We start from the raw sequence: 20,593 nt of genomic DNA, 5'->3' as shown, positions 1-20,593 counted from the left end.
CGGTGCGTTACGCCGGCCGCCGGCGGAACAGCCGCGCTCCGCTTGGCGGGGAGGCGGCTTCGGGAGGGGCGTGATGCGCCGGGCGCCTACGCGGAGGGCCCGGGCGGAGGGGCCGCAACCGCTCGGATCGGGCGCGGTTCACGCAGAATTCACAGCCGTTTCCCCCGGGCTCGCCCTCTCTCTGAGCAGGGCATGGACTGGGGAAGGCGGCTGTCACCAGGGTCGACAGGGACCGGTGGTGCAGCAGAGAAATCATGGAAGCGAATGTTGACAGCTGATGTTTATAGCCAGAACATGAGCAGAAATGAGCATGATCTTGCCGTGCTGCTCTGCGAAGCAACGCCCCGCCCCGCAGGAGGTCGTGAGTGCGCATCCAACCGCTCAGACGGCGGAAATCCCCCAGACCCGGAACGCTGTTGGCCGCCGCGCTGGCCCTGACGCTCGTACCGTCCGTTACCGGACCCCTCGCCACCAAGGCCCAGGCGGACACCACCGAAGGGCCGAAGGTGACCCAGAACGCGGACGGCCTCACCCTGTCCGTGCCGGGCACCAGGAACACCCCCGGCTATGCCGTCGACATAGCAACCGACGAACTCGCCCTCACCACCGAGCGCTCAGGGAAAAACGTGCTCGGCACCGCGGCCGGCGACACCGGAGGACTCCGCTTCCGCTCCGACGGCAAGTGGGAGCACGCCACCGAGGTCACCGACTGGACGTTGCAGAGCGGCGTCCTCACCCTCACCACCGACACCACCCTCGACGGCGCCACGGTGAAGGCCCGGCTCACGCCCGAGGCCGACCGCTACCAACTGGACTGGGACGTCGAAGGCGGCAGCCCCGACCAACTGGGCCTCGCCTACGACCTGTCGTCGGCCGGCCACTGGTACGGGCACGGCGAGGCGGAGACCCCGCAGGGCGGTCCGGGCGTCAACCAGCCCTGGCCGCTCGACGCCGGTGAAGTCGACCACAAGGCCTTCGGCCCGGCGTCGTACAACATGATCGACCCGTTCTGGTACACCTCCAAGTCGACCGGTCTGCGGGTCGACACCGGAAGTGTCATGGACGTGGCCCTCAACAAGGGCAAGGACGGCCTCGGCACCTTCACCGTCGAGTCGCCCGACACCTACAAGGCCACCGTGTTCGTGGAGTCGACCCCACTGGACGTCTACCGCGACTACATAGGCATCGTCGGAAAACCCGCCAAGAGCGACGCCCCGTACGAGCAGTACGCCAAGCCGCTGTGGAATTCCTGGGCGCAGTTCTACACCAAGGTCGACCAGGAGAAACTGCTCGACTACGCCACCGACCTCCACGACAACGGCCTGGACGGGCACACCATCCAGCTCGACGACAAGTGGGAGTCGAACTACGGCAACCTGACCTGGGATCCCAAGACCTTCCCCGATCCCGAGGGCCTCTCCCAGAAGATCCACGACATGGGGTTCGACTTCGGCATCTGGGTCACCCTGTGGATCAATTTGGACTCGGACAACTACCAGTACGCGGTCGACCACGACTACTTGCTCATGGACGCCAAGGACACCGGCAAGCCGTGTGAAGTGACCTGGTGGAACGGTCAGGCCGGGATCATCGACCTGGCGAACCCCGACGCCAAGGCCTGGTACGAGGGCAACCTCAAGACCCTCATGGACACCTACGACATCGACGGGCTGAAGTTCGACACCCGGTTCTTCGACGAGAAGTGCGCGCCGCGCGAGGGCCACCAGGCCACCGACTACCAGAAGCTCGGCACCGAGCTCGCCGACGAGTTCGACCTCCAGGGCGCCGGCATCCGGGTGCACTGGAACCGGACGGCCCACGAGGCCGGTTTCGTCACCCGCCAGGTCGACAAGGGCACCGGCTGGGACTCCCTGCGCGCCTCCGCCACCCAGAACCTCGCCATCTCCACCATCGGCTACCCGTTCGTCGAGTCCGACATGATCGGCGGCTCCGGCGGCCAGCCCGCACCGACGAAGGACGTACTGGTGCGATGGGCGCAGTCCGCCTCACTGATGCCGCTGATGTACGCCTCGACCTCACCGGTGGACACCAACGACACCACCACCGGGCAGAAGGTGGACTACGACCAGGAGACGGTTGACCTCTACCGGCAGGCGATCAAGACCCACGAGAAGCTCGCCCCCTACATCTGGGACCAGGTGCAGAGCACGCTGAAGACCGGCGACCCGATCATGCGGCCCCTGTTCTTCGACTTCCCGAAGGACGAGGCGAGTTACACGGTCACCGACGAGTGGATGCTCGGCCCGGCCGTACTGGCCGCGCCCAAGCTGAGCACCGGCGCCACCCGCTCCGTCCATCTGCCGCCGGGCACCTGGTACGACGTTAACCAGGGCACCGTGATCCGCGGCCCCAAGACCCTCAAGGGGTACGCGGCGCCGCTCGGCGTCACCCCGGCCTTCGTCAACCTCAAGGCCAAGGGCGCCGCCAAGGCCGTCAAGGCACTCAAGCGCGACGACGCTCCGGCCGCATCCGTCCTGATCACCCCGGACGCCCCGGCCACCGACGCCGGTACGCCGTTCGAGGTGACCACCGAGGTGACCAACTGGAGCACCGGCACCCTCAAGGACGCCAAGGCGGCACTGGACCTGCCCGACGGCTGGAGCGCCAAGGCGACCGGCCCGACCACCGCGAGGTCCCTCAAGAACGGTGCCACACTCACCACCACCTGGACGGTGACCCCGGCCGACGACGCCCGCTGGGGCAGTCACGACCTCACCGGCACCGCCGCCTACAGCGGATCCAACGGCTCGCAGAAGGTGTCCGACACCGTGCAGGCGCAGGTGAAGGCCGCCCCGGGCAGTGTGCAGGCGCCGTACCTCACGACCGACACCACCTCCGAGGACCCCCAGTACGCCCAGGCCGGCGACCAGTTCGCCATCTGGGCGGGCGGCCAGGACCTGTCCGGCTGGAAGGACGAGAAGGGGGTCATCTACCGCGACGACGCGGCCGGTGAAAAGGCCACCGTGCAGGTCCAGTTGGTCTCCCAGAACAGCGCCTCACCGGTCGGCAAGGCGGGCATCGCCCTCGCCAACGACCTGACCGCGCCGGGCAAGGGCGGTTACGCGGTGCTGGTCATGACCCAGAGCTACGGACTGGAGTTCATGACCGACAGCGACGGCGACGGGAAACTCGACACCTGGGCGGGCGGTGGCTCCACCTACCACCCGGCGTATCTCAGGCTGACCCGGGACGGCGCCACCTACACCGCGCACGCCAGCAAGGACGGCGAGACCTGGTCGCAGGTCGGCACCGCCCAGGTGCCGTCGGCGACCGGCACCGGAGACGCCGGGATGGTCGCCGGCGCCGCCAACGTCAACTACCCCGGCGAGAACATCGAGGCCGCCTTCAGCGGGTTCTCCGTCACCTCCTGACACGCCCGTATCACCAGGACCCGCCCCGCTTCCCGGCAGGCCTCCCACCCCTGGGGGCCTGCCGGGGACCACTCCCTGCACAGCCGTGAGAGAGGGAACCCACCCCCATGGCACGTACGTCCTCACTTGTCGCCGGCTTCGTCGCCGGCGTGGTCGTGGCCGCGAGCACCACCGCGATAGCCGTCAACGGCACCACGAATACGACTACCGGCACCGACCTCAATTCCAAGGCCACCACCACCTGGCTGACCGTCAAGGTCGCCGACGCCATGGGCACCAGGGACACCATCACCTGGGTTCCCACCGGCTCCTTCGCCGGCTCCGCGGAGGAGCGGGTCCCGCGCTACCCGATGACCGCCATCCAGGGCAAGGACACCAAGGAGCTCAAGCTCTCCGCCGTCCGCAACGAGCAGGTCTCGGCCCAACTGGCGATCGCCTCCGGCCAGAACCTCGACGACGTCGAGGCCGTGGTCGGTGACCTCACCGGGCCCGGCGGCGCGAAGCTGTCCGGTGCCGACACCCGGGTCCGGTTCGTCAAGTACGTGCCCGTGCAGCGCTCCAAGAGCGAGGTCGACTGGTCCGCCACCATCGACCAGGTCAGCTCCGGCAACGAGGTGTCCGGCGACCGCAACCCCGACGTGGTCGGCGACGCGCTCGAGGAACGGTCCTCGGCGGACGTACCCGCGTACGCGGCACAACCGCTGTGGTTCACCTTCCACATCCCCAAGACGGCCAAGCCCGGCACCTACACCGGCACGGTGAAGGTCGACGCCGACGGCCGCACCCAGGCGAGTTACCCGCTGACCATCGAGGTCGCGGACACGAGCGTGCCCGACCCGAAGGACTACGACTTCTTCCTCGACGTCTGGGCGCAGCCGGAGACGATCGCCAAGAACCACGGCGTCAAGCTCTGGTCCGACCAGCACTGGAAGCTGATCGAGAAGTACAACCGCGACCTGGCCTCGCGCGGCCAGAAGGTCATCAACACCACCATCGTCGACAACCCGTGGCACCACCAGTGGTCGCTCGGCACCCGGGAGTCCCAGACCGCCACGCCGTACACCAGCATGGTGGGCTGGACCTGGAACGGAAAGACGTTCTCCTTCGACTTCAGCCGTTGGGACAAGTACGTCCAGACCGCGAGACGCGCCGGTCTGGGGCCCGACATCGGCGCCTTCTCCATGCTGGCGTTCCAGGACCAGGAACACCTCACCTACACCGACACCCGCACCGGCAAGACCGTCTACGAGAACGTCGACCTGGGCGGTGACCGCTGGCGGGAGGCGTGGGGGGCGTTCCTCCCCGCCTTCGAGAAGCACCTGAAGGCGAAGGGCTGGCTGGAGAACACCTGGCTCTCCTTCGACGAGCGGCCCATCGACACCATGACGGTCGTCAAGAACTTCGTCCACGAGGTCGCGCCGGTCTTCGACGACCGTATCTCCGTGGCCGGTTCGATCAGCACCGAAGGCGTCGCCTCCAACCTGTCCGTCGACTGGGGCGGTATCGACGCGATGACGAAGGAGAAGGTGGCCGAGCGGCGCAAGGCCGGCAAGATCACGACCTTCTACGTGTACGGGGCGCCGGCGCACCCCAACACGCTCTCGTTCTCGCCCGCCGTCGAGTCGCGGATGCTGCCGTGGATCTCCGCCCAGCGGAATCTGGACGGCTTTCTGCGCTGGTCGTACAACAGCTGGACCAGCGACCCCTTCAAGCAGCCGGTGCACATCTTCACCCAGGGCGACGAGTACCTGGTCTACCCGGGCAAGGACGGCCCGATGTCCAGCATCCGCTGGGAGCAGCTGAAGGAGGGCATCGAGGACTACGAACTCATCGCCCAGCTGCGGAAGAAGGACGGCGGCACCGACAGCGACGCCCTGACCGAGGCCCTCACCACCGCGACCCGGAACCTCGACGGCCGGACGAAGGACGTGGGCGACATCGAGACCGCGCGGGCGGCGGTCGTGAAGGGGCTGACGTCATGAGAGCGAAGTGGAAATCCCTGCTGCTTGCCGCGGCACTGAGTGTCATGCCCCTGACCGGCACAGGTGCCGCCGCGGCACCGGTCCAGGCGGAGCCGCAGGCCCAGCACACCGTCACCTACGACCAGTACTCCGTGCGGGTCGACGGCAAGCCCCTCTACCTCTGGGGCGCCGAGTTCCACTACTTCCGGCTGCCCAGCCCCGACGCGTGGCGCGATGTCCTGCAGAAGATCAAGGCGGGCGGATTCAACGCGGTCTCGCTCTACTTCGACTGGGGCTACCACTCGGCCAAGCCCGGCTCGTACGACTTCACCGGCACTCGTGACGTGGAGCGGCTGCTCGACGAGGCCGAGCGCGCGGGCCTGTACGTGATCGCCCGCCCGGGCCCGTACATCAACGCGGAGGTCTCCGGCGGCGGCATGCCCGCCTGGCGGAAGACACAGGCAGGCGTGAACCGCACCTCCGAGCCGGAGTACCTGAAGGCGGCCCGGGAGTGGATGAGCCGGATCAACCCGATCATCGCGCGCCACCAACTCACCCGTGGCACCGGCTCCGTGATCCTGTACCAGGTCGAGAACGAGTACCAGGGCGGCCGGCACGACGCCGACTACATGCAGACCCTCATCGACTGGGCGAAGGAAGACGGCATCGATGTGCCCACCTTCGTCAACGACGGTGGCGCCAACAAGAACTGGGTCAGTGGCAAGGGCGCCCCGGACATCTACGGCTTCGACGCCTACCCGCAGGGCTTCGACTGCAAGGACCCCGACACCTGGAGGAACCTGCCCGACTACTCGTACGTCAACGAGTGGAAGCCCGAGTCCCCGCTGATCATCCCGGAGGCACAGGGCGGTGCCTTCGACCCCTGGGGCGGCACCGGATACCAGGACTGCGCGAAGCTCACCGGCACCGACTTCACCCGGGTGTTCAGCAAGATGAACATCGCCGCCGGGGTGAGCGGCCAGTCCTTCTACATGACGTACGGCGGCACCAACTGGGGCTGGCTCGCCGACCCCAACGCGGTCTACACGTCGTACGACTACGGCGCCCCGATCAACGAGTCCCGCCAACTGACCGACAAATACCAGGAGTTCAAGCGCCTCGGCTACATGGTCAACTCGGTGACCTCGCTGGCGCGCACCGACAAGGCCGAGGCGCCCGTACCGTCCGACGACGCCCTGCGCATCGACCGGCGCGTCAACCCCGACGACGGCACCCAGTTCTTCACCGTCCGGCACGCCGACACCCGCGTGAAGGACAAGGACGAGACCACCCTGTCGCTGAAGGGCACGGACGGCGACTACCCGCGCGTACCCCAGCAGGGAACGATCACCGTCGACGGCAGGGACGCCAAACTGCTCGTAGCGGGCTACGACCTGGGCGCGAGCCAGCGGCTCGTCTACTCCACCTCGGAGATCATGACGCACGCCCGGATCGGCGACCGGGACGTGGCGCTGCTGTACGGGCGGGACGGCGAGGCCGGCGAGACCGTGCTGCGGTACGCCGAGCGGCCCGAAGTGACCGTCCTCGACGGCGACGTCACCACCACCTGGGACGCCGCCCGCGGCGACCTGCGCCTGAACTACACCCATAAGGGGCTGGCCCGGGTGCTGGTGAACGGCATGGAACTGCTGATCGCCGACACCGCCGAGACCGCGCACTGGTGGCGGCAGGACACCGCCAAGGGCCCGGTCCTCGTACGGGGCCCGTCCCTCGTCCGTACGGCCGAACTGGCCGACGGCACGCTGAAGTTGACCGGCGACTCCACCAAGGCCACGAAGATCGAGGTCATCGCGGACGCCAAAAGGGTGACCTGGAACGGCAGCAGGGTCGCCGTCAGCCGGGCGCCGCGCCCGGTCGAGCTGCCCGCGCTGACGACATGGAAGTACAAGGAGGAGGCACCGGAGGCCGCCCCCGGCTTCGACGACTCCGCCTGGATCACCGCCGACCACCTCACCGCCGACAACCCGGAACTGGCCGGCTCGCTGCCGGTCCTCGCGATGGACGAGTACGGCTTCCACCACGGCGACGTCTGGTACCGCGGCCGGTTCCGCACCACCGGTGCCGCGACCGCGCTCGCACTCGACGCCAAAACCGGTAACACCGGCCAGTACGCGGTCTGGCTCAACGGCCGCTACCTCGGCAGCTCCGGCAACGGCGCGCACCCCTTCGACATCCCGGCGGGCACGCTGAAGGCCGGCGGAGACAGCGCGGACAACGTCCTCTCCGTCCTCGTGGAGAACGCGGGCCACAACGAGGAATGGGGCCACGACTACTCCAAGGAGCCACGCGGTCTGCTCAGTGCCGAGGTGATCGGCGGGGCCTCCACCCTCACCTGGAAGATCCAGGGCGACCGAGGCGGCGAGGACCCGGTCGACACCGCCCGAGGCCCGTACAACAACGGCGGGCTGTACGGGGAGCGGGCCGGCTGGTCACTGCCGGGGTACTCCGACGGCGGCTGGAAGAGCACGACCCTCGCCGGTCAGTCCGCGAAGACCGGGCCCGGCGTGCGCTGGTACCGCACCTCCGCCCGGCTCGACCTGCCGCAGGGCCAGGACAACGCGATCGCGCTGGATCTGGCTGAAGCCACGGACGGCAGCACCGGCTACCGCGTCCAGATCTTCGTCAACGGCTGGCTGATCGGCCGCCATCTGCCGGACACCGGACCGCAGACACGGTTCGTCGTCCCCAAGGGCATCCTGCGCGAGCAGGGCAGCAACACCATCGCCCTGGCCGTGTGGTCCACCGAGGCCGGAGCGGGCCCGGGTTCGGCGAAGCTCGTCGACCTCGGTGCCTCGGCGGGCGGGATCAAGATCGGTACGGTGGCCGCGCCCTCGTACGACGCCAGGACGTACGCCATGCCGGCCTCGGGCGCCCGTGTCACCGTCGACGCCGAGCCGTTCCTGAGCACCGGGACGGCCGCCAAGGTGCCCGTCACCCTCAGCGTGCCGAAGGACGCGCCGACCGCCCGGAACGTCGAGCTGGCCCTGAAGGTCCCGGACGGCTGGACCGCGACCACCGACGACACCACCCGTTACGACCGGGTGCGGCCCGGCGACACCGTGACCGCGGACTACACCGTCACCCCACCGGGCGAGCCGGTCCACTACGCCGTCCTGTCCGCGACCGCCAAGCTCACCCAGCCCGGCCGGCCAGGCACCGTCACCGGTGTACGGGCCGTGCAGGTGCCACCCCCCGGGCTGTCCGCCGACGCCTATGTGAGCGACCTGACCCTGGTCAAGGCGGTCAACGGCTGGGGTCCGGTGGAGAAGGACGCCTCCAACGGGGAGAACGCGGCGGGTGACGGGCGCCCCTTGAGTATCGGCGGTACCCCCTACACCAAGGGCCTCGGCGTGCACGCCGACAGCCGGGTGCGTGTCTATCTCGGTGGCGGCTGCAGCCGGTTCACCGCGACCGCCGGGGTGGACGACGAGGTCGGTGACGGCGGCAGCGTCTCCTTCCACGTGGTCGCCGACGGCCGCACCCTTGCCACCACTCCGGTGCGGTACGGCTCCGACGGCGGTATCGCGGTCGACGTGGACGTGACCGGCGCCCGTTGGCTGGACCTGTTGGTCGACGGGGACGGCGATGTCTCCTCGGACCACGCCGACTGGGCCGACGCCAAGGTGACCTGCGGCGGTGGTGCCTGATGCCCCTCGTCGGGAAGCGAACCGTCCGCCCCGGCTCGGCCGCGCTGATCCTGGCCGCCCCGCTGCTCGGCGCGGCGCCGGCGGCCGCCGACTCCGGGCCGCTCACCTTCGGCACACCCGCCTATGAACTGCGCGTCGCCACGGACCGGTTGACCCTCACCACCGTGCGGGCGGGCCGGACCGTCCTGGCCACCGCTCCCGCGGCGTTCCGGTTCCGGATCGGCGCCGACTGGCACATCGTCCGGGAGGTCACCGGCAGCGCCCGTGAGGGCAACACCAAGGCCAAGGGCGCCACCAAGGCGTACCAGGTGCTCGCGCACACCGGCGCGGAACGGTAGGGGGCGGCACATGCAGGCGATACGCGGCAGGCTCGCGGCTCTGCTCCTGGCGGTCGTGGCCGTCGTGGCCGGGACGACGGCACCCGCCGAGGCCGGTCGGCAGGACGATCGGCGCGGATGGACGGGGACCTGGGCGACGGCTGCCAGCGAGCACTACGAGGTCTCGGGGATGTCCGAGGTGACGGTACGGATGCCGGTGCACACCAGCGTCGGCGGTTCGTCCGTACGCATCCGCCTGACCAACGCCTACGCCACCGACCCGATCACGATCGGACACGCGACGGTGGGCCTGCGCGACGGCGGCTCCGCCGTGGCGCGCCCGTACGACGTGCGGTTCGGCGGGAAGCGGGGGGTCACGATCCCGGCGGGTGGCGAGGCGGTCAGCGATCCGGTCCGGCTCACGGTGCCGCCCCTGGCCGACCTCGTGGTCAGTCTCCATCTGCCGGGCCAGGTCACCCACATCACCGGTCACTGGTGGGCCCAGCAGACCGTGTACTGGACGGACTACGGGGCCGGCGACCACGCCGCCGACACCGCCGGTGACGCCTTCACCTGGACCACCACGAGCTGGCCGTTCCTCAGCGGCGTCGACGTGACCGCGCCGAGGACCGGGTCGGTGGTGGCGCTCGGCGACTCCATCACCGACGGGGCGGCCTCCACGGCCGACACCAACCAGCGCTGGCCCGACCTGCTGTCCGCCCGCCTCAACGCCTGTCGGCCCGGCGCGGGGGTGCTCAACGCGGGCATCACCAGCAACCGGATCACCGCCGGGACCGTGACCAACCCCTCCGCCCTGGACCGCCTCGAACGGGACGTGCTCTCCCAGCCGGGAGTACGGACCCTCATCCTCTTCGAGGGGATCAACGACCTCGGCGGGGCGAGTGCCGAGCAGATCATCGCCGGGATGACGGAGATCGCCGACCGGGCGCACCGGCGCGGGATGCGGGTCGTCGCCGCCACGATCACCCCGTACAAGGACTTCACCTGGGGCGGCTGGACCGAGGACACGGAGACGCGGCGACAGCAGGTCAACGCGTTCGTCCGGGACTCCGGCGGGGTCTTCGACGACTACGCCGACTTCGGCCGGGCGGTCCGGGACCCGCAGGATCCGCGGAGGCTGGGCGCCGCGTACGACTCCGGTGACCACCTCCATCCCAATGACGCCGGAATGAAGGCCTTCGCCGACTCCATCGACCTGACGTCGCTCGGCCTCGGCCGCGGCTGTACCTGAGGAGGACGTGGTGCTTGGACACCGAAGACTGGCAGCCCTGGCCACGGCCATGGCGGCCGTACTGGCAGGGCTGTTGCTCCCGGCGGCGTCGCCGGCCGAGGCGGCACAGGGGACGTGGACGGGGACCTGGGCGACCGCCCAGCACGCCGTCTACGACCCGGGCACCTCCGAGGTGACGGTACGGATTCCGGTACGGGTGAGCGCGGGCGGTTCGAGCGTGCGCATCCGGCTGACCAATGACTTCACCACCGAGCCGGTGACGATCGGGCACGCGACCGTGGGACTCCGTGAGGGCGGTTCCGCCGTAACGAAGCCGCGGCAACTGCGGTTCGGGGGGAAGAACGAGGTGACGATCCCGGGCGGTGAGCAGGCGGCCAGCGATCAGGTCCGGCTCACCGTGCCGGCCCGCAGCGATCTGGTCGTCAGCCTGTACTTCCCCGGCCGGCTGACCCACATCAGCCAGCACTGGATGGGCCTCCAGACCGTCTACTGGACCGCGGACGGCGGCGGCGACCACGCCTCGGACGCCGACGGGGACGCCTTCACCCGTACCGACTCCGCCTTCCCGTTCCTGACCGGAGTCGACGTACAGGGTGGAAACGCGGCGGGTGCCGTGGTGGCGCTCGGCGACTCCATCACCGACGGGGCGGCCTCCACGTCGAACGCCAACCGGCGCTGGCCCGACTATCTGGCGGGGCGGCTGTCGGCCTGCTCGTCCACCGCCGGGGTGCTGAACGAGGGCATCAGCGGCAACCGGATCACGGCCGGCGTCGACGGCAATCCGTCGGCGCTGGACCGGCTGGAACGCGACGTGCTGTCACAGCCGGGCGCCCGGACGGTGGTCCTGTTCGAGGGCGTCAACGACCTCAGCTGGGGCGGCGCCACCGGCGATCAGGTGATCGACGGCATGAAGGAGATCGCACGCCGCGCCCACGCCCGCGGGCTGCGCGTGATCGGCGCGACGGTCGTGCCGTATCGCGGCTGGGGTGACTGGTGGACCGAGACCAAGGAGGCCGACCGGCAGAAGGTCAACACCTTCGTCCGCGACGGCGGCGTCTTCGACGACTACGCCGACTTCGACAAGGCCGTACGGGACCCGGACGACCCGACCCGCTACGCCGCCGCCTTCGACTCCGGTGATCACCTGCACCCCAATGACACCGGGATGAAGGCGTTCGCCGACGCCGTCGACCTCACCACCCTCGGGGCGGCCCGCGACTGCCCCTCGGCCCGCGTCCGGCTCACCCCGTACTGGCCGACCCTGCAAGCCGGCGGCGCCGGAACAAAGATCACGTCGACTGTCACCAACACCGGCCGCAAGACGGTCACCCAGGTCAGCACGCGCCTCGATCTCCCCGACGGCTGGACAGCCGAAACGGCCGGCAGCACGCGGACACGCTCCCTCGCCCCGGGCGACAGCGCCCCCGTCACCTGGACGGTGACCCCCGCGGCCGACGCGGCCTGGGGCACCCACGAGATCGGCGTACGCACCTCCTTCCTCCAGGACGGCCGTACCCGGCGCGACTCGGACAGCGTGGACGCGACGGTGACCCCCGCTCCGTCCGAGGTCCGGGCGCCGTACCTGACGACCGCCACCACCACCGAAGAGGCCCAGTACGCACAGAACGGCGGCCAGTTCGCCATCTGGGCGGGCGGCCAGGACCTGTCCGGCTGGAAGGACGAGAAGGCGGCGGTCTACCTCGCCGACGCCGCGCCGCCGTCCGGCACCGTGACCGCCCGGGTCGTCGGTCAGACCGGCAGCGGCCCCTCCGCCAAGGCGGGGATCGCCGTGGCCAACGACCTCACCGCGCCGGAGGCGGGCGGCTACGCGGTGCTCACCATGTCCGCGCAGTTCGGCCTGGAGTTCCTGACCGACAGCGACGGCGACGGGAAGCTCGACACCTGGGCCGGCGGCGGCAGTTCGCACCACCCCGCCTGGCTGAAGCTCGTCCGCGACGGCACCGCCTACACCGCGTACGCCAGTTCCGACGGCACCGCCTGGCAGCAGGTGGCCACCGCCACCGTGCCGTCCGCGAGCGGCACCGGCGACGCCGGGCTGGTCGCGAGCGCCGTCAACCTCAACTACCCCGGCCAGATCACGACAGCGCTCTTCGATTCCTTCTCCACGCACGAGTGAGAGGCACATCCATGGCAGTCGACCGCAGACACTTCATGACCGCCGCGGCCGCCCTCGGCGGCGCGGTGCTGCTCGCCCCGCCCGGCACCGCCCAGGCGCTCGCGCAGGGCGCCGTGTCCGGCGTCCCCGGCATTCCCGACTACCAGCCCACCAAGGCCTCCCTCGACACCCACCCCGTACCGCGCTGGTACAAGGACGCCAAGTTCGGCATCTTCGTCCACTGGGGCATCTACTCGGTGATCGGCGGCGCGACGCCGAGAAGCGCCTCCGAGTGGTACCTCTGGTACCAGAGCACCAAGGACACCGCCGAGTGGAAGTACCACCGCGACACCTACGGCGAGAACGTCACCTACGACGACCTCATCCCGCAGTTCAAGGCCGAGAAGTACGATCCCGACGCCTGGGTGAAGCTGTTCGAGCAGGCGGGCGCCGAGTACTTCGCGCTGACCAGCAAGCACCACGACGGATTCGCCCTCTACCCCAGCAAGGTGACGGACCGTCACTCCGTGGCGTACGGCCCGAAGCGCGACCTCGTCGGTGAGCTGATGACCGCGGCCCGCAAGCGCGGCACCGTGCGCCCGGGCCTGTACTACTCGCTCGGCGAGTACTTCAACCCGGCGATCGGCCGGCCGATGCGCAACTTCTACACCGACCAGGAAATCCCGATGACCGGTTACAAGCCGGTCCAGGACTACATAGGCGACTACGAGCTCGAGCAGCTCTACGAGATCATCGACCGCTACGACCCCGAGCTACTGTGGGCGGACGGACAGTGGTTCCGGCCCACCGACAACTCGCCGTGGCGCAGCGAAGAACCCATGGCCCACTACTACAACCAGGCCAAGAACCGTAAGCGCCCCAAGGGCGTGGTGATCAACGACCGGTTCGACACCCACTTCGACTTCGCGACGTACGAGCAACGCACCAACCCCACGATGGATCCGCAGAAGTGGGAGTGCTGCATGACCATGGGCTACTCCTGGGGCTACAACAAGCACGAGCCGGACGAGGACTACAAGACCTCCGAGTTCCTGATCCGGCTGCTCGCCGACGTGGTCAGCAAGAACGGCAACCTGCTCCTCAACATCGGTCCCAAACCGGACGGCACGATCCCCGAGATCATGCAGGAGCGGCTGCGCGACATCGGCGCCTGGCTGAAGACCAACGGCCCGGCGATCTACGGGTCGACGCCCTGGGTGCGGGCGGAGGAGGAGGAGGGCGGCTCGCTCGGCATCCGCTACACCGTCTCCCCGGGCAAGTTCAACATCATCGTGCTGGGCGCGCCCAGCGGCACCCTCTCGGTGCCCGGCGACATCCCCGTCAGCGCCACGTCCAGGATCCGGCTGCTCGGCACGAGCGGCAGTCTGCGGTGGACCCGCCGTGACGGAAAGATCAACATCACCGTCCCGTCCTCCCTGCCCAGCGACATCGCCAACGTCTTCACCGTCGACTGGGCCCGGTGAGCGGCGTGGGAATCAGTAACGGTACCCAGTTCGATGCCCTGGGCCCCACCCTCACCGTCACCACGCAGCCGGCCGAGCCGGCCGGCGGTGACACGGTCACCGCCACCGCGGTCCTCACCAACGACTGCCCCTTCCCCCTCCGCAACGCCGTGCTCCACCTCATCAACCCCGGCGCCACCACGGCGGCGAAGACCATCCCGCTCGGCGACCTGCGGCGCGGCGCGAAGACGACCCGGCGCTGGGAGACGGCGATGCCGGCCGACGTGGCGGGGAACGTGGCGTTCACCGCGCACGTGGTCTTCGACGTCGACGGGCGCAGCAGCGACTGCGCGCGGTCCGCGAAGACGTTCACGGTGCCCTACGAGCCCAATGGGGTGCGGGCCCCGTACCGGACGTTCGCCACCACCGACGACGCCGAGTTCGGCCAGTACGGCAGCCAGTTGGTGATCTGGGCGGGCGGCCGCGACTTCTCCGGCGGCACCGACGAGAAGGGGGGCATCCTCCTTCCCGGCTCCGCCGCCGAGTCGAGCGTGGTGCAGGTCAAGACGGTCAGCCTCACGGGCAGCGACAACCCCACCGCCAAGTACGGAATCGCCGTCGCCAACGATCTCACCGCCCCGGAGAAGGGCGGCTACGCCGTACTCACCATGTCGAAGTCGTTCGGCCTGGAGTTCATGACCGACAGCAACGGCGACAGACGGCTCGACACCTGGGCCGGTGGCGGCGGCTCCACCCACCCCGCCTGGCTGCGCCTCGTCCGCGACGGCACCACCTATACCGCGTACTCCAGCACCAACAGCGGCCTTTCCTGGACCGAGACCGCGAGCGCGACCGTCCCCTCCGCGAGCGGCGCCCTGGACGCCGGCGTGGTGGCGAGCGCCGTGAACCTCAACTACCCCGGCACCACGGTGCAGGCCGTGTTCGACCACTTCTCACTGGAGACGAGATGACACCCCAGCGCCTCGCCCAGGCCGCCTACCGCCCCCAACTGGACTTCCTTCCACCGCCCGTCTCCCTCACCGTCACCCCGGCCACCCCCGGGCCGGGCCAGGCCGTGACCCTGACCGCCACCCTCCAGAACACCACCGGCATCACCCTGCGCAACACCGTCCTCTACCTCGCCGTGGGCGACACAGTGGAGTCGGACGGCCTGGGCGACATCGCGCCCGGACGGTCGGTCACCCGCACCTGGAAGACCCGGCTCCCCGACGACGCCGAGGGAGTGGTCTCCTGCATCGCGCACGCGCTCTTCGACGTGCACGAGCACGGATCCGACTGCACCCGCGCGACCTCGTCGCTGAAACTGCCGTACCGGTCGCTGGCCAGTGCCTTCGACAACGCCGGGATCTCCTCCGACGACGCCACCACCACCGCCGACATCGACGGCTCGCGTTCCAGCCTCTCCGCCCAGGCGCTGGCGTCGGTCGGACTGACTCCCGGAGCCTCGGTCACGTACGGCGGGACGACCTTCACCTGGCCGGACACCGAGCCCGGGGCCAAGGACAACGTGGTGTCCTCCGGGCAGACCGTGCGGCTGTCCGGCACCGGCTCGCGGCTGGCCTTCCTCGGCACCTGCACCTGGGGCGACGGCAAGGGGCCCGGGAAGGTCGTCTACGCGGACGGTACGGAGCAGGCCTTCTCCGTCGAGGTCCCCGACTGGTACTGGGCGAACCCCGCGGCCGCGGTGGTACTGCCGTACCGCAACACCCCCTCGGGCCAGGACAGGAACCCGGTCAGCCTCTACACCTTCGGCGTCGAGCTGGAGGACAAGGAACTGCACTCGGTCGTGTTGCCGAAGGTCAGCGACGGCCTGACGAGCGGTGGCCCCGCTCTGCACATCTTCGCGATGACCGTCGCCTGATCCGAGCCGCAGTGCGGTGCGGTGCGGTGCGACCACATCGCACTGCGACTCGGAAGATCCGAGAAGTTCTGAGAGGACGTTCATGACAGCCAACCAACCCCTCAGCCGCAGACGCCTGCTGACCGGAGCGGCCGCGTTCGGCTCAGTGGTCCTGCTGACGCCGCCGCCAGGTGCCCACGCCGCACCGGCGGCCGCGGACACGGTCGCGAAGCCGTTCGACACGACCCCCGCATCGGTCGCACTGCGACGACTGCTGCCCGACCACCACCGGCAGGTGACGCTGCGCGCTCTGGACGCCGGCGGCGCCGACCGGTTCAAGGTCACCGGCCGGGCCGGGGCGATCACCGTGGAGGGCACCAGCTCCGCGGTGCTGCTCACCGGCCTCAACACCTATCTCGCGCGGGCGGCGAAGGCCGACATCTCCTGGAACGGCGAACAGCTGAACCTCCCCAGGTCGCTGCCCGCCCCCGGCGCGGAGATCGCGGGGTCGGCGAACGTGCCGCACCGGTTCGCCCTCAACGACACCAACGACGGTTACACCGGCCCCTACCGGAGCTGGGACGCGTGGGAGCGCGAGCTGGACGTGCTCGCGCTGCACGGCATCAACAGGGTGCTGGTCTACACCGGCGGCGACGCCGTCTACTACGACACCTTCCGGCAGTTCGGGTACTCGGACGCCGAAATGCGGGCGTGGATTCCGGCACCGGCCCATCAGCCGTGGTGGCTGCTGCAGAACATGTCGGGGTTCGGCGGTCCGGTGTCCAGGCGGCTCATCGAGCGCCGGGCCGAACTCGCGCGGAAGATCGCCGACCGGGTGCGCGAGCTGGGCATGACACCGGTGCTGCCCGGTTACTTCGGCACCGTGCCGGACGACTTCGTCGCCAAGCACGGCGGGGACGCGGCCGTGGTGCCCCAGGGCGACTGGGGCGCCTTCAAGCGACCCGACTGGCTCGACCCGCGCACCACCGCCTTCGACGAGGTGTCCGCCGCCTTCTACCGGGCCCAGTCGGAACGGTTCGGCGACAGCACGATGTACAAGATGGACCTACTGCACGAGGGAGGCAACCCCGGTGACGTCCCGGTGGACGAGGCCGCGGCAGCCGTCGAAGGGGCGCTCCAGAAAGCTCACCCGGGCGCGATCTGGGCCATCCTGGGCTGGCAGTCCAACCCCTCCAAGGCGCTGCTCGACGGGGTCGACAAGTCCCGGATGCTGATCGTGGACGGCCTGTCCGACCGCTACACCACCGTCACCGACCGGGAGAGCGACTGGGGCGGCACCCCGTACGCCTTCGGCAGCATCTGGAACTTCGGCGGCCACACCCCGATGGGCGCCAACGCCCCGGACTGGGTGGAGCAGTACCCCAAGTGGCGTGACAAGGAAGGCAGCAAGCTCGCCGGTATCGCGGCGATGCCGGAGGCCGCCGACAACAACGCGCCCGCGCTCGCGCTCCTCACCGACCTGGCGTGGACGCCCGGCACCATCGACCTCGACGACTGGTTCGCCGCGTACGCCGTGTCCCGGTACGGCGGCGAGGACCCGCACGCCGTCGCCGCCTGGAAGACGATCCGCGACACCGCCTACAGCATGACCCGCAAGGACGCGTGGAGCGAGGCACCCGACGGGCTGTTCGGCGCCCGGCCGAGCCTGGGCGCCAACAAGGCCGCCGCCTGGGGCCCGGAGGCCGACCGCTACGACACCACGGTCTTCGACACGGCACTCACCGAACTGCTCCAGGTCGCGCCACGACTGCGCGACAGCTCCGCCTACGCCTACGACCTCGCCGACGTGACCCGCCAGGTGCTGTCCAACCGCAGCCGGGTGCTGCTGCCCCGGATCAAGGCGGCCTACGAGGCCGGGGACCGGGCCGGATTCGACCGGCTCACCAAGACGTGGCTCAGCTGGATGAAGCTGATGGACAAGGTGCTGGCCACGTCCCCGCAGCACCTGCTCGGACGGTGGCTGGCCGACGCCCGGTCCTGGGGCGCCACCAGGGCCGAGAAGGACCAGCTGGAGTACGACGCACGGTCCGTCATCACCACCTGGGGCGGCCGGGAGAGCAGCGAGGAAGGGCTGCACGACTACGCGAACCGGGAATGGGCGGGGCTGGTCGGCGGCCTGTACCACACGCGCTGGAAGACGTACTTCGCCGACTTGTCCGCCGCGCTCGCGGCCGGTCGGGAGCCCACCGGGATCGACTGGTTCGCGCTGGAGGACCGCTGGGCGCACCAGCACGACAGCTACCCGGTGAAGACGTCGGGCGACATCCACAAGCTGGCCCGGCAGGTACGGGACACCCTGGCCACCAATCCGGACCAGGTGACGCTGACCGCGTCCGCCGACCGGGGCGCGGTGGCGGAGGGCCGCCCGGTCACGGTCACCGTGGCGTTCACCAACCGCAACGGCTTCGGACCGGCGACGGACGTGACCCTGTCCCTCGACGCACCGGAGGGCATGACCGCCGAGCCGTCCGGCACGACCACCACGGCGTCGGTCGCCCCGGGTGACACCTTCTCGGCGACCTTCACCGTCACCCTCACGAAGGCCACCGGCGTGCTGATCTCCCGGGTGCCGGTGAACGTGTCCTACCGGACCGGCGGCACGCGCGGCTCGGCCTCGGCGACGGTCCGTCTGATGGCGGGCACCGGTGTCCAAGCGCCCTACCGAACCGCCTCCTTCGACGACGCGCTCTTCGGCCAGTCGGGCGACGCGCTCGCCATCGAGGGCGCGGGCGCCGACCTGTGGGGCGCCACCAACGAGTTCGGCACGGTCTACCGGGCCGCCGCCTTCGGGTCCTCCTCGACCGCCAGTGTCCAGGTCACCTCGCAGGACACCACCGGCGGCTGGGCCCGCGCCGGACTGATCGTCCGCAACGACCTCTCCGAGAACGGCTCGGCCGGCTACGTCAATCTGGCGGTGACGCCGTCCAACGGCTGCGCGCTGTCCTGGGACTCCGACGGCAACGGCCGGTTCGACGCCATCGAACTGACCGGTTCCCTGGCCGCCCCGGTGCATCTGCGGCTGACGCGCTCCGGTGACACGTACACCGGCGAGTGCAGCCGTGACGGCGTCTCCTGGACCAGGGTCGGCACCGCCACACCGGGCGGCGTCGCCGACACCCAGGACATCGGCGTCTTCATGACGGCCGCGAACGGCTGGACCGACATCCGCGGGATCGCCGGTTTCGAGGACTTCACCGTCGACTGAGCGGAGGAGCGGACGGGTCCGGGTCGGAGCCGCAACACGCGCCTTCGGCCCGGCCGTCGCCGTACGGCCGCCCCCACGGTCACGCCTGTTCGTCGAGGACGTCGGCCGCCCACGTGGTCGCTTGCGGCATGAACCGGTTCTCGGCCGCGTACGCCGCCATACGGGCGTTCCGCGCCCGGGCCTCGGGGCCGTCCGGCAGGTGGAAGTCCTCGCCCGCCCGCGCGGAAGTGGCCTGCACGCTCGTGGCGGCCGTCAGCCGCCGGCGCACGTACCGGTCGAGCGCGTCGGGCACCTCGGCCGGTGTCGCACCCGCGAGGGCGTCGCCGAGCCCGGCCGCGTCCAGGATCGCCTGGGCAGCGCCCTGGGCCTGGAACGGCACCATCGCGTGGGCGCTGTCGCCCAGCAGGGTCACTCGCCCGACGTTCCACCGTGTGAGCGGAACACGTGTGTGGATGCCGTAGCGGAACACCTGTCCCGCGCGTTCGAGGACGGTGCGCACCCGGGAGTCCCAGCCGTCGAACTCGCGCAGCTGCTCTCCCGGTTCCGCCCGAGCGGTCCACGACTCCTGCGCCGCCTCCGCCCGGAACACGGCCACGACGTTGAGCAGTTCCCCGCGGCGCACCCGGTAGTGGACGAAGTGCCGGCCGGGCCCGAGCCACACCCCGGTGTCCGGCAGGTCCAGATCGGCCACCTCCTCGGCCGGGAGCAGCGCCCGGTAGGCGGCGGTCTTCGAGAAGAGCGCCTCGTCCGCGCCGAAGAGCCACTGGCGGGCCGCGGACCGCACCCCGTCCGCGGCCACGACCAGGTCCGCCCCCAGACGCTCGCCGCTCGCCGTCGTCACGTGGGCCAACTCGTCGTCCTGGTCGATTCCCACGACCAGGGTGTTCAGGCGCACCGACCGGGGTGGCACCGCGGCGGCCAGCGCATGCTGCAGATCGGCCCGGTGGACCTGCAGGTACGGCGCTCCGAACGCGTCCTCGGCCTCGCGGCCCAGCGTGTAGCGGCAGATCTCGGCTCCGTCGGACCAGGTGCGGAAGCTGATGTGGGAGGGGCGGGCGGCCTGTGCGGCGACCGCGTCGAGCAGGTCCAGTCGGCGCAGCACGCGGGTGGCGTGGGGCGCGAGCTGGATCCCGGCTCCGACCTCCGTGAGCCGCGGCGCCTGCTCGACCAGCGTGACCTCGTGGCCGGCGCGGCGCAGGCTCAGCGTCGCCGCCAGTCCGCCGATGCCCGCCCCCACGACGATCGCTCTCATGCCACGACCTCACTTCGCCCCACTCGCGCGCCCACGTCCTTGGCCGGCGACCCGGCAGAAATCCGAGGGCATCGGTCACTCCCGG

General features: G+C 70.2%; 11 protein-coding genes. 10 read left to right on the top strand and 1 reads right to left on the bottom strand.

Annotated features, from left to right (window positions below; translation table 11 throughout):
- Positions 1 to 365: 365 nt before the first annotated feature.
- From ACFWWR_RS30515 to ACFWWR_RS30470, 10 genes are all read left to right on the top strand, one after another.
- Positions 366 to 3,392, top strand: a complete 3,027-nt coding sequence (locus ACFWWR_RS30515) for a TIM-barrel domain-containing protein (protein ID WP_383873366.1) — start codon at positions 366 to 368, stop codon at positions 3,390 to 3,392.
- A gap of 107 nt (positions 3,393 to 3,499) precedes the next feature.
- Entirely contained in the window at positions 3,500 to 5,374 is a 1,875-nt protein-coding gene (locus ACFWWR_RS30510) for a glycoside hydrolase domain-containing protein (RefSeq protein WP_383873369.1), read from the top strand.
- Positions 5,371 to 9,021, top strand: a complete 3,651-nt coding sequence (locus ACFWWR_RS30505) for a beta-galactosidase (protein WP_384306560.1) — start codon at positions 5,371 to 5,373, stop codon at positions 9,019 to 9,021. The genes ACFWWR_RS30510 and ACFWWR_RS30505 overlap by 4 nt, the downstream gene beginning before the upstream one ends.
- On the top strand, positions 9,021 to 9,359 hold the full coding sequence (locus ACFWWR_RS30500; RefSeq protein WP_383873375.1) for a hypothetical protein: 339 nt from the start codon (positions 9,021 to 9,023) through the stop codon (positions 9,357 to 9,359). The genes ACFWWR_RS30505 and ACFWWR_RS30500 overlap by 1 nt, the downstream gene beginning before the upstream one ends.
- Before the next feature lie 10 nt (positions 9,360 to 9,369).
- Positions 9,370 to 10,590 (top strand): SGNH/GDSL hydrolase family protein, encoded by a 1,221-nt coding sequence (locus ACFWWR_RS30495; protein ID WP_384306557.1) that lies wholly within the window; start codon positions 9,370 to 9,372, stop codon positions 10,588 to 10,590.
- A 10-nt stretch (positions 10,591 to 10,600) separates the two neighbouring features.
- Positions 10,601 to 12,727: a GDSL-type esterase/lipase family protein gene (locus ACFWWR_RS30490; RefSeq protein WP_384306554.1), complete on the top strand. Its 2,127-nt coding sequence runs from the start codon at positions 10,601 to 10,603 to the stop codon at positions 12,725 to 12,727.
- Between the two features lie 11 nt (positions 12,728 to 12,738).
- Positions 12,739 to 14,190, top strand: a complete 1,452-nt coding sequence (locus tag ACFWWR_RS30485; RefSeq protein WP_384306551.1) for an alpha-L-fucosidase — start codon at positions 12,739 to 12,741, stop codon at positions 14,188 to 14,190.
- A gap of 5 nt (positions 14,191 to 14,195) precedes the next feature.
- Positions 14,196 to 15,140 (top strand): hypothetical protein, encoded by a 945-nt coding sequence (locus ACFWWR_RS30480; RefSeq protein ID WP_384306548.1) that lies wholly within the window; start codon positions 14,196 to 14,198, stop codon positions 15,138 to 15,140.
- Positions 15,137 to 16,051: a beta-glucosidase gene (locus ACFWWR_RS30475; protein WP_383873390.1), complete on the top strand. Its 915-nt coding sequence runs from the start codon at positions 15,137 to 15,139 to the stop codon at positions 16,049 to 16,051. The genes ACFWWR_RS30480 and ACFWWR_RS30475 overlap by 4 nt, the downstream gene beginning before the upstream one ends.
- An 82-nt stretch (positions 16,052 to 16,133) precedes the next feature.
- Positions 16,134 to 19,256 (top strand): alpha-N-acetylglucosaminidase TIM-barrel domain-containing protein, encoded by a 3,123-nt coding sequence (locus ACFWWR_RS30470; protein WP_384306545.1) that lies wholly within the window; start codon positions 16,134 to 16,136, stop codon positions 19,254 to 19,256.
- Positions 19,257 to 19,335: 79 nt separating this feature from the next.
- Here ACFWWR_RS30470 and ACFWWR_RS30465 read toward each other — a convergent pair whose 3' ends face one another.
- Complete coding sequence (locus ACFWWR_RS30465; protein WP_384306543.1) at positions 19,336 to 20,508, bottom strand: FAD-dependent monooxygenase; 1,173 nt, start codon at positions 20,506 to 20,508, stop codon at positions 19,336 to 19,338.
- Between the last annotated feature and the right edge of the window lie 85 nt (positions 20,509 to 20,593).

The sequence above is a fragment of the Streptomyces sp. NPDC058678 genome, from assembly GCF_042714835.1.
Classification (GTDB): Bacteria; Actinomycetota; Actinomycetes; order Streptomycetales; family Streptomycetaceae; genus Streptomyces.
The sequence above is the reverse complement of the archived record's forward strand: the minus strand, read 5'-3'. Positions and strand labels throughout refer to the sequence as shown.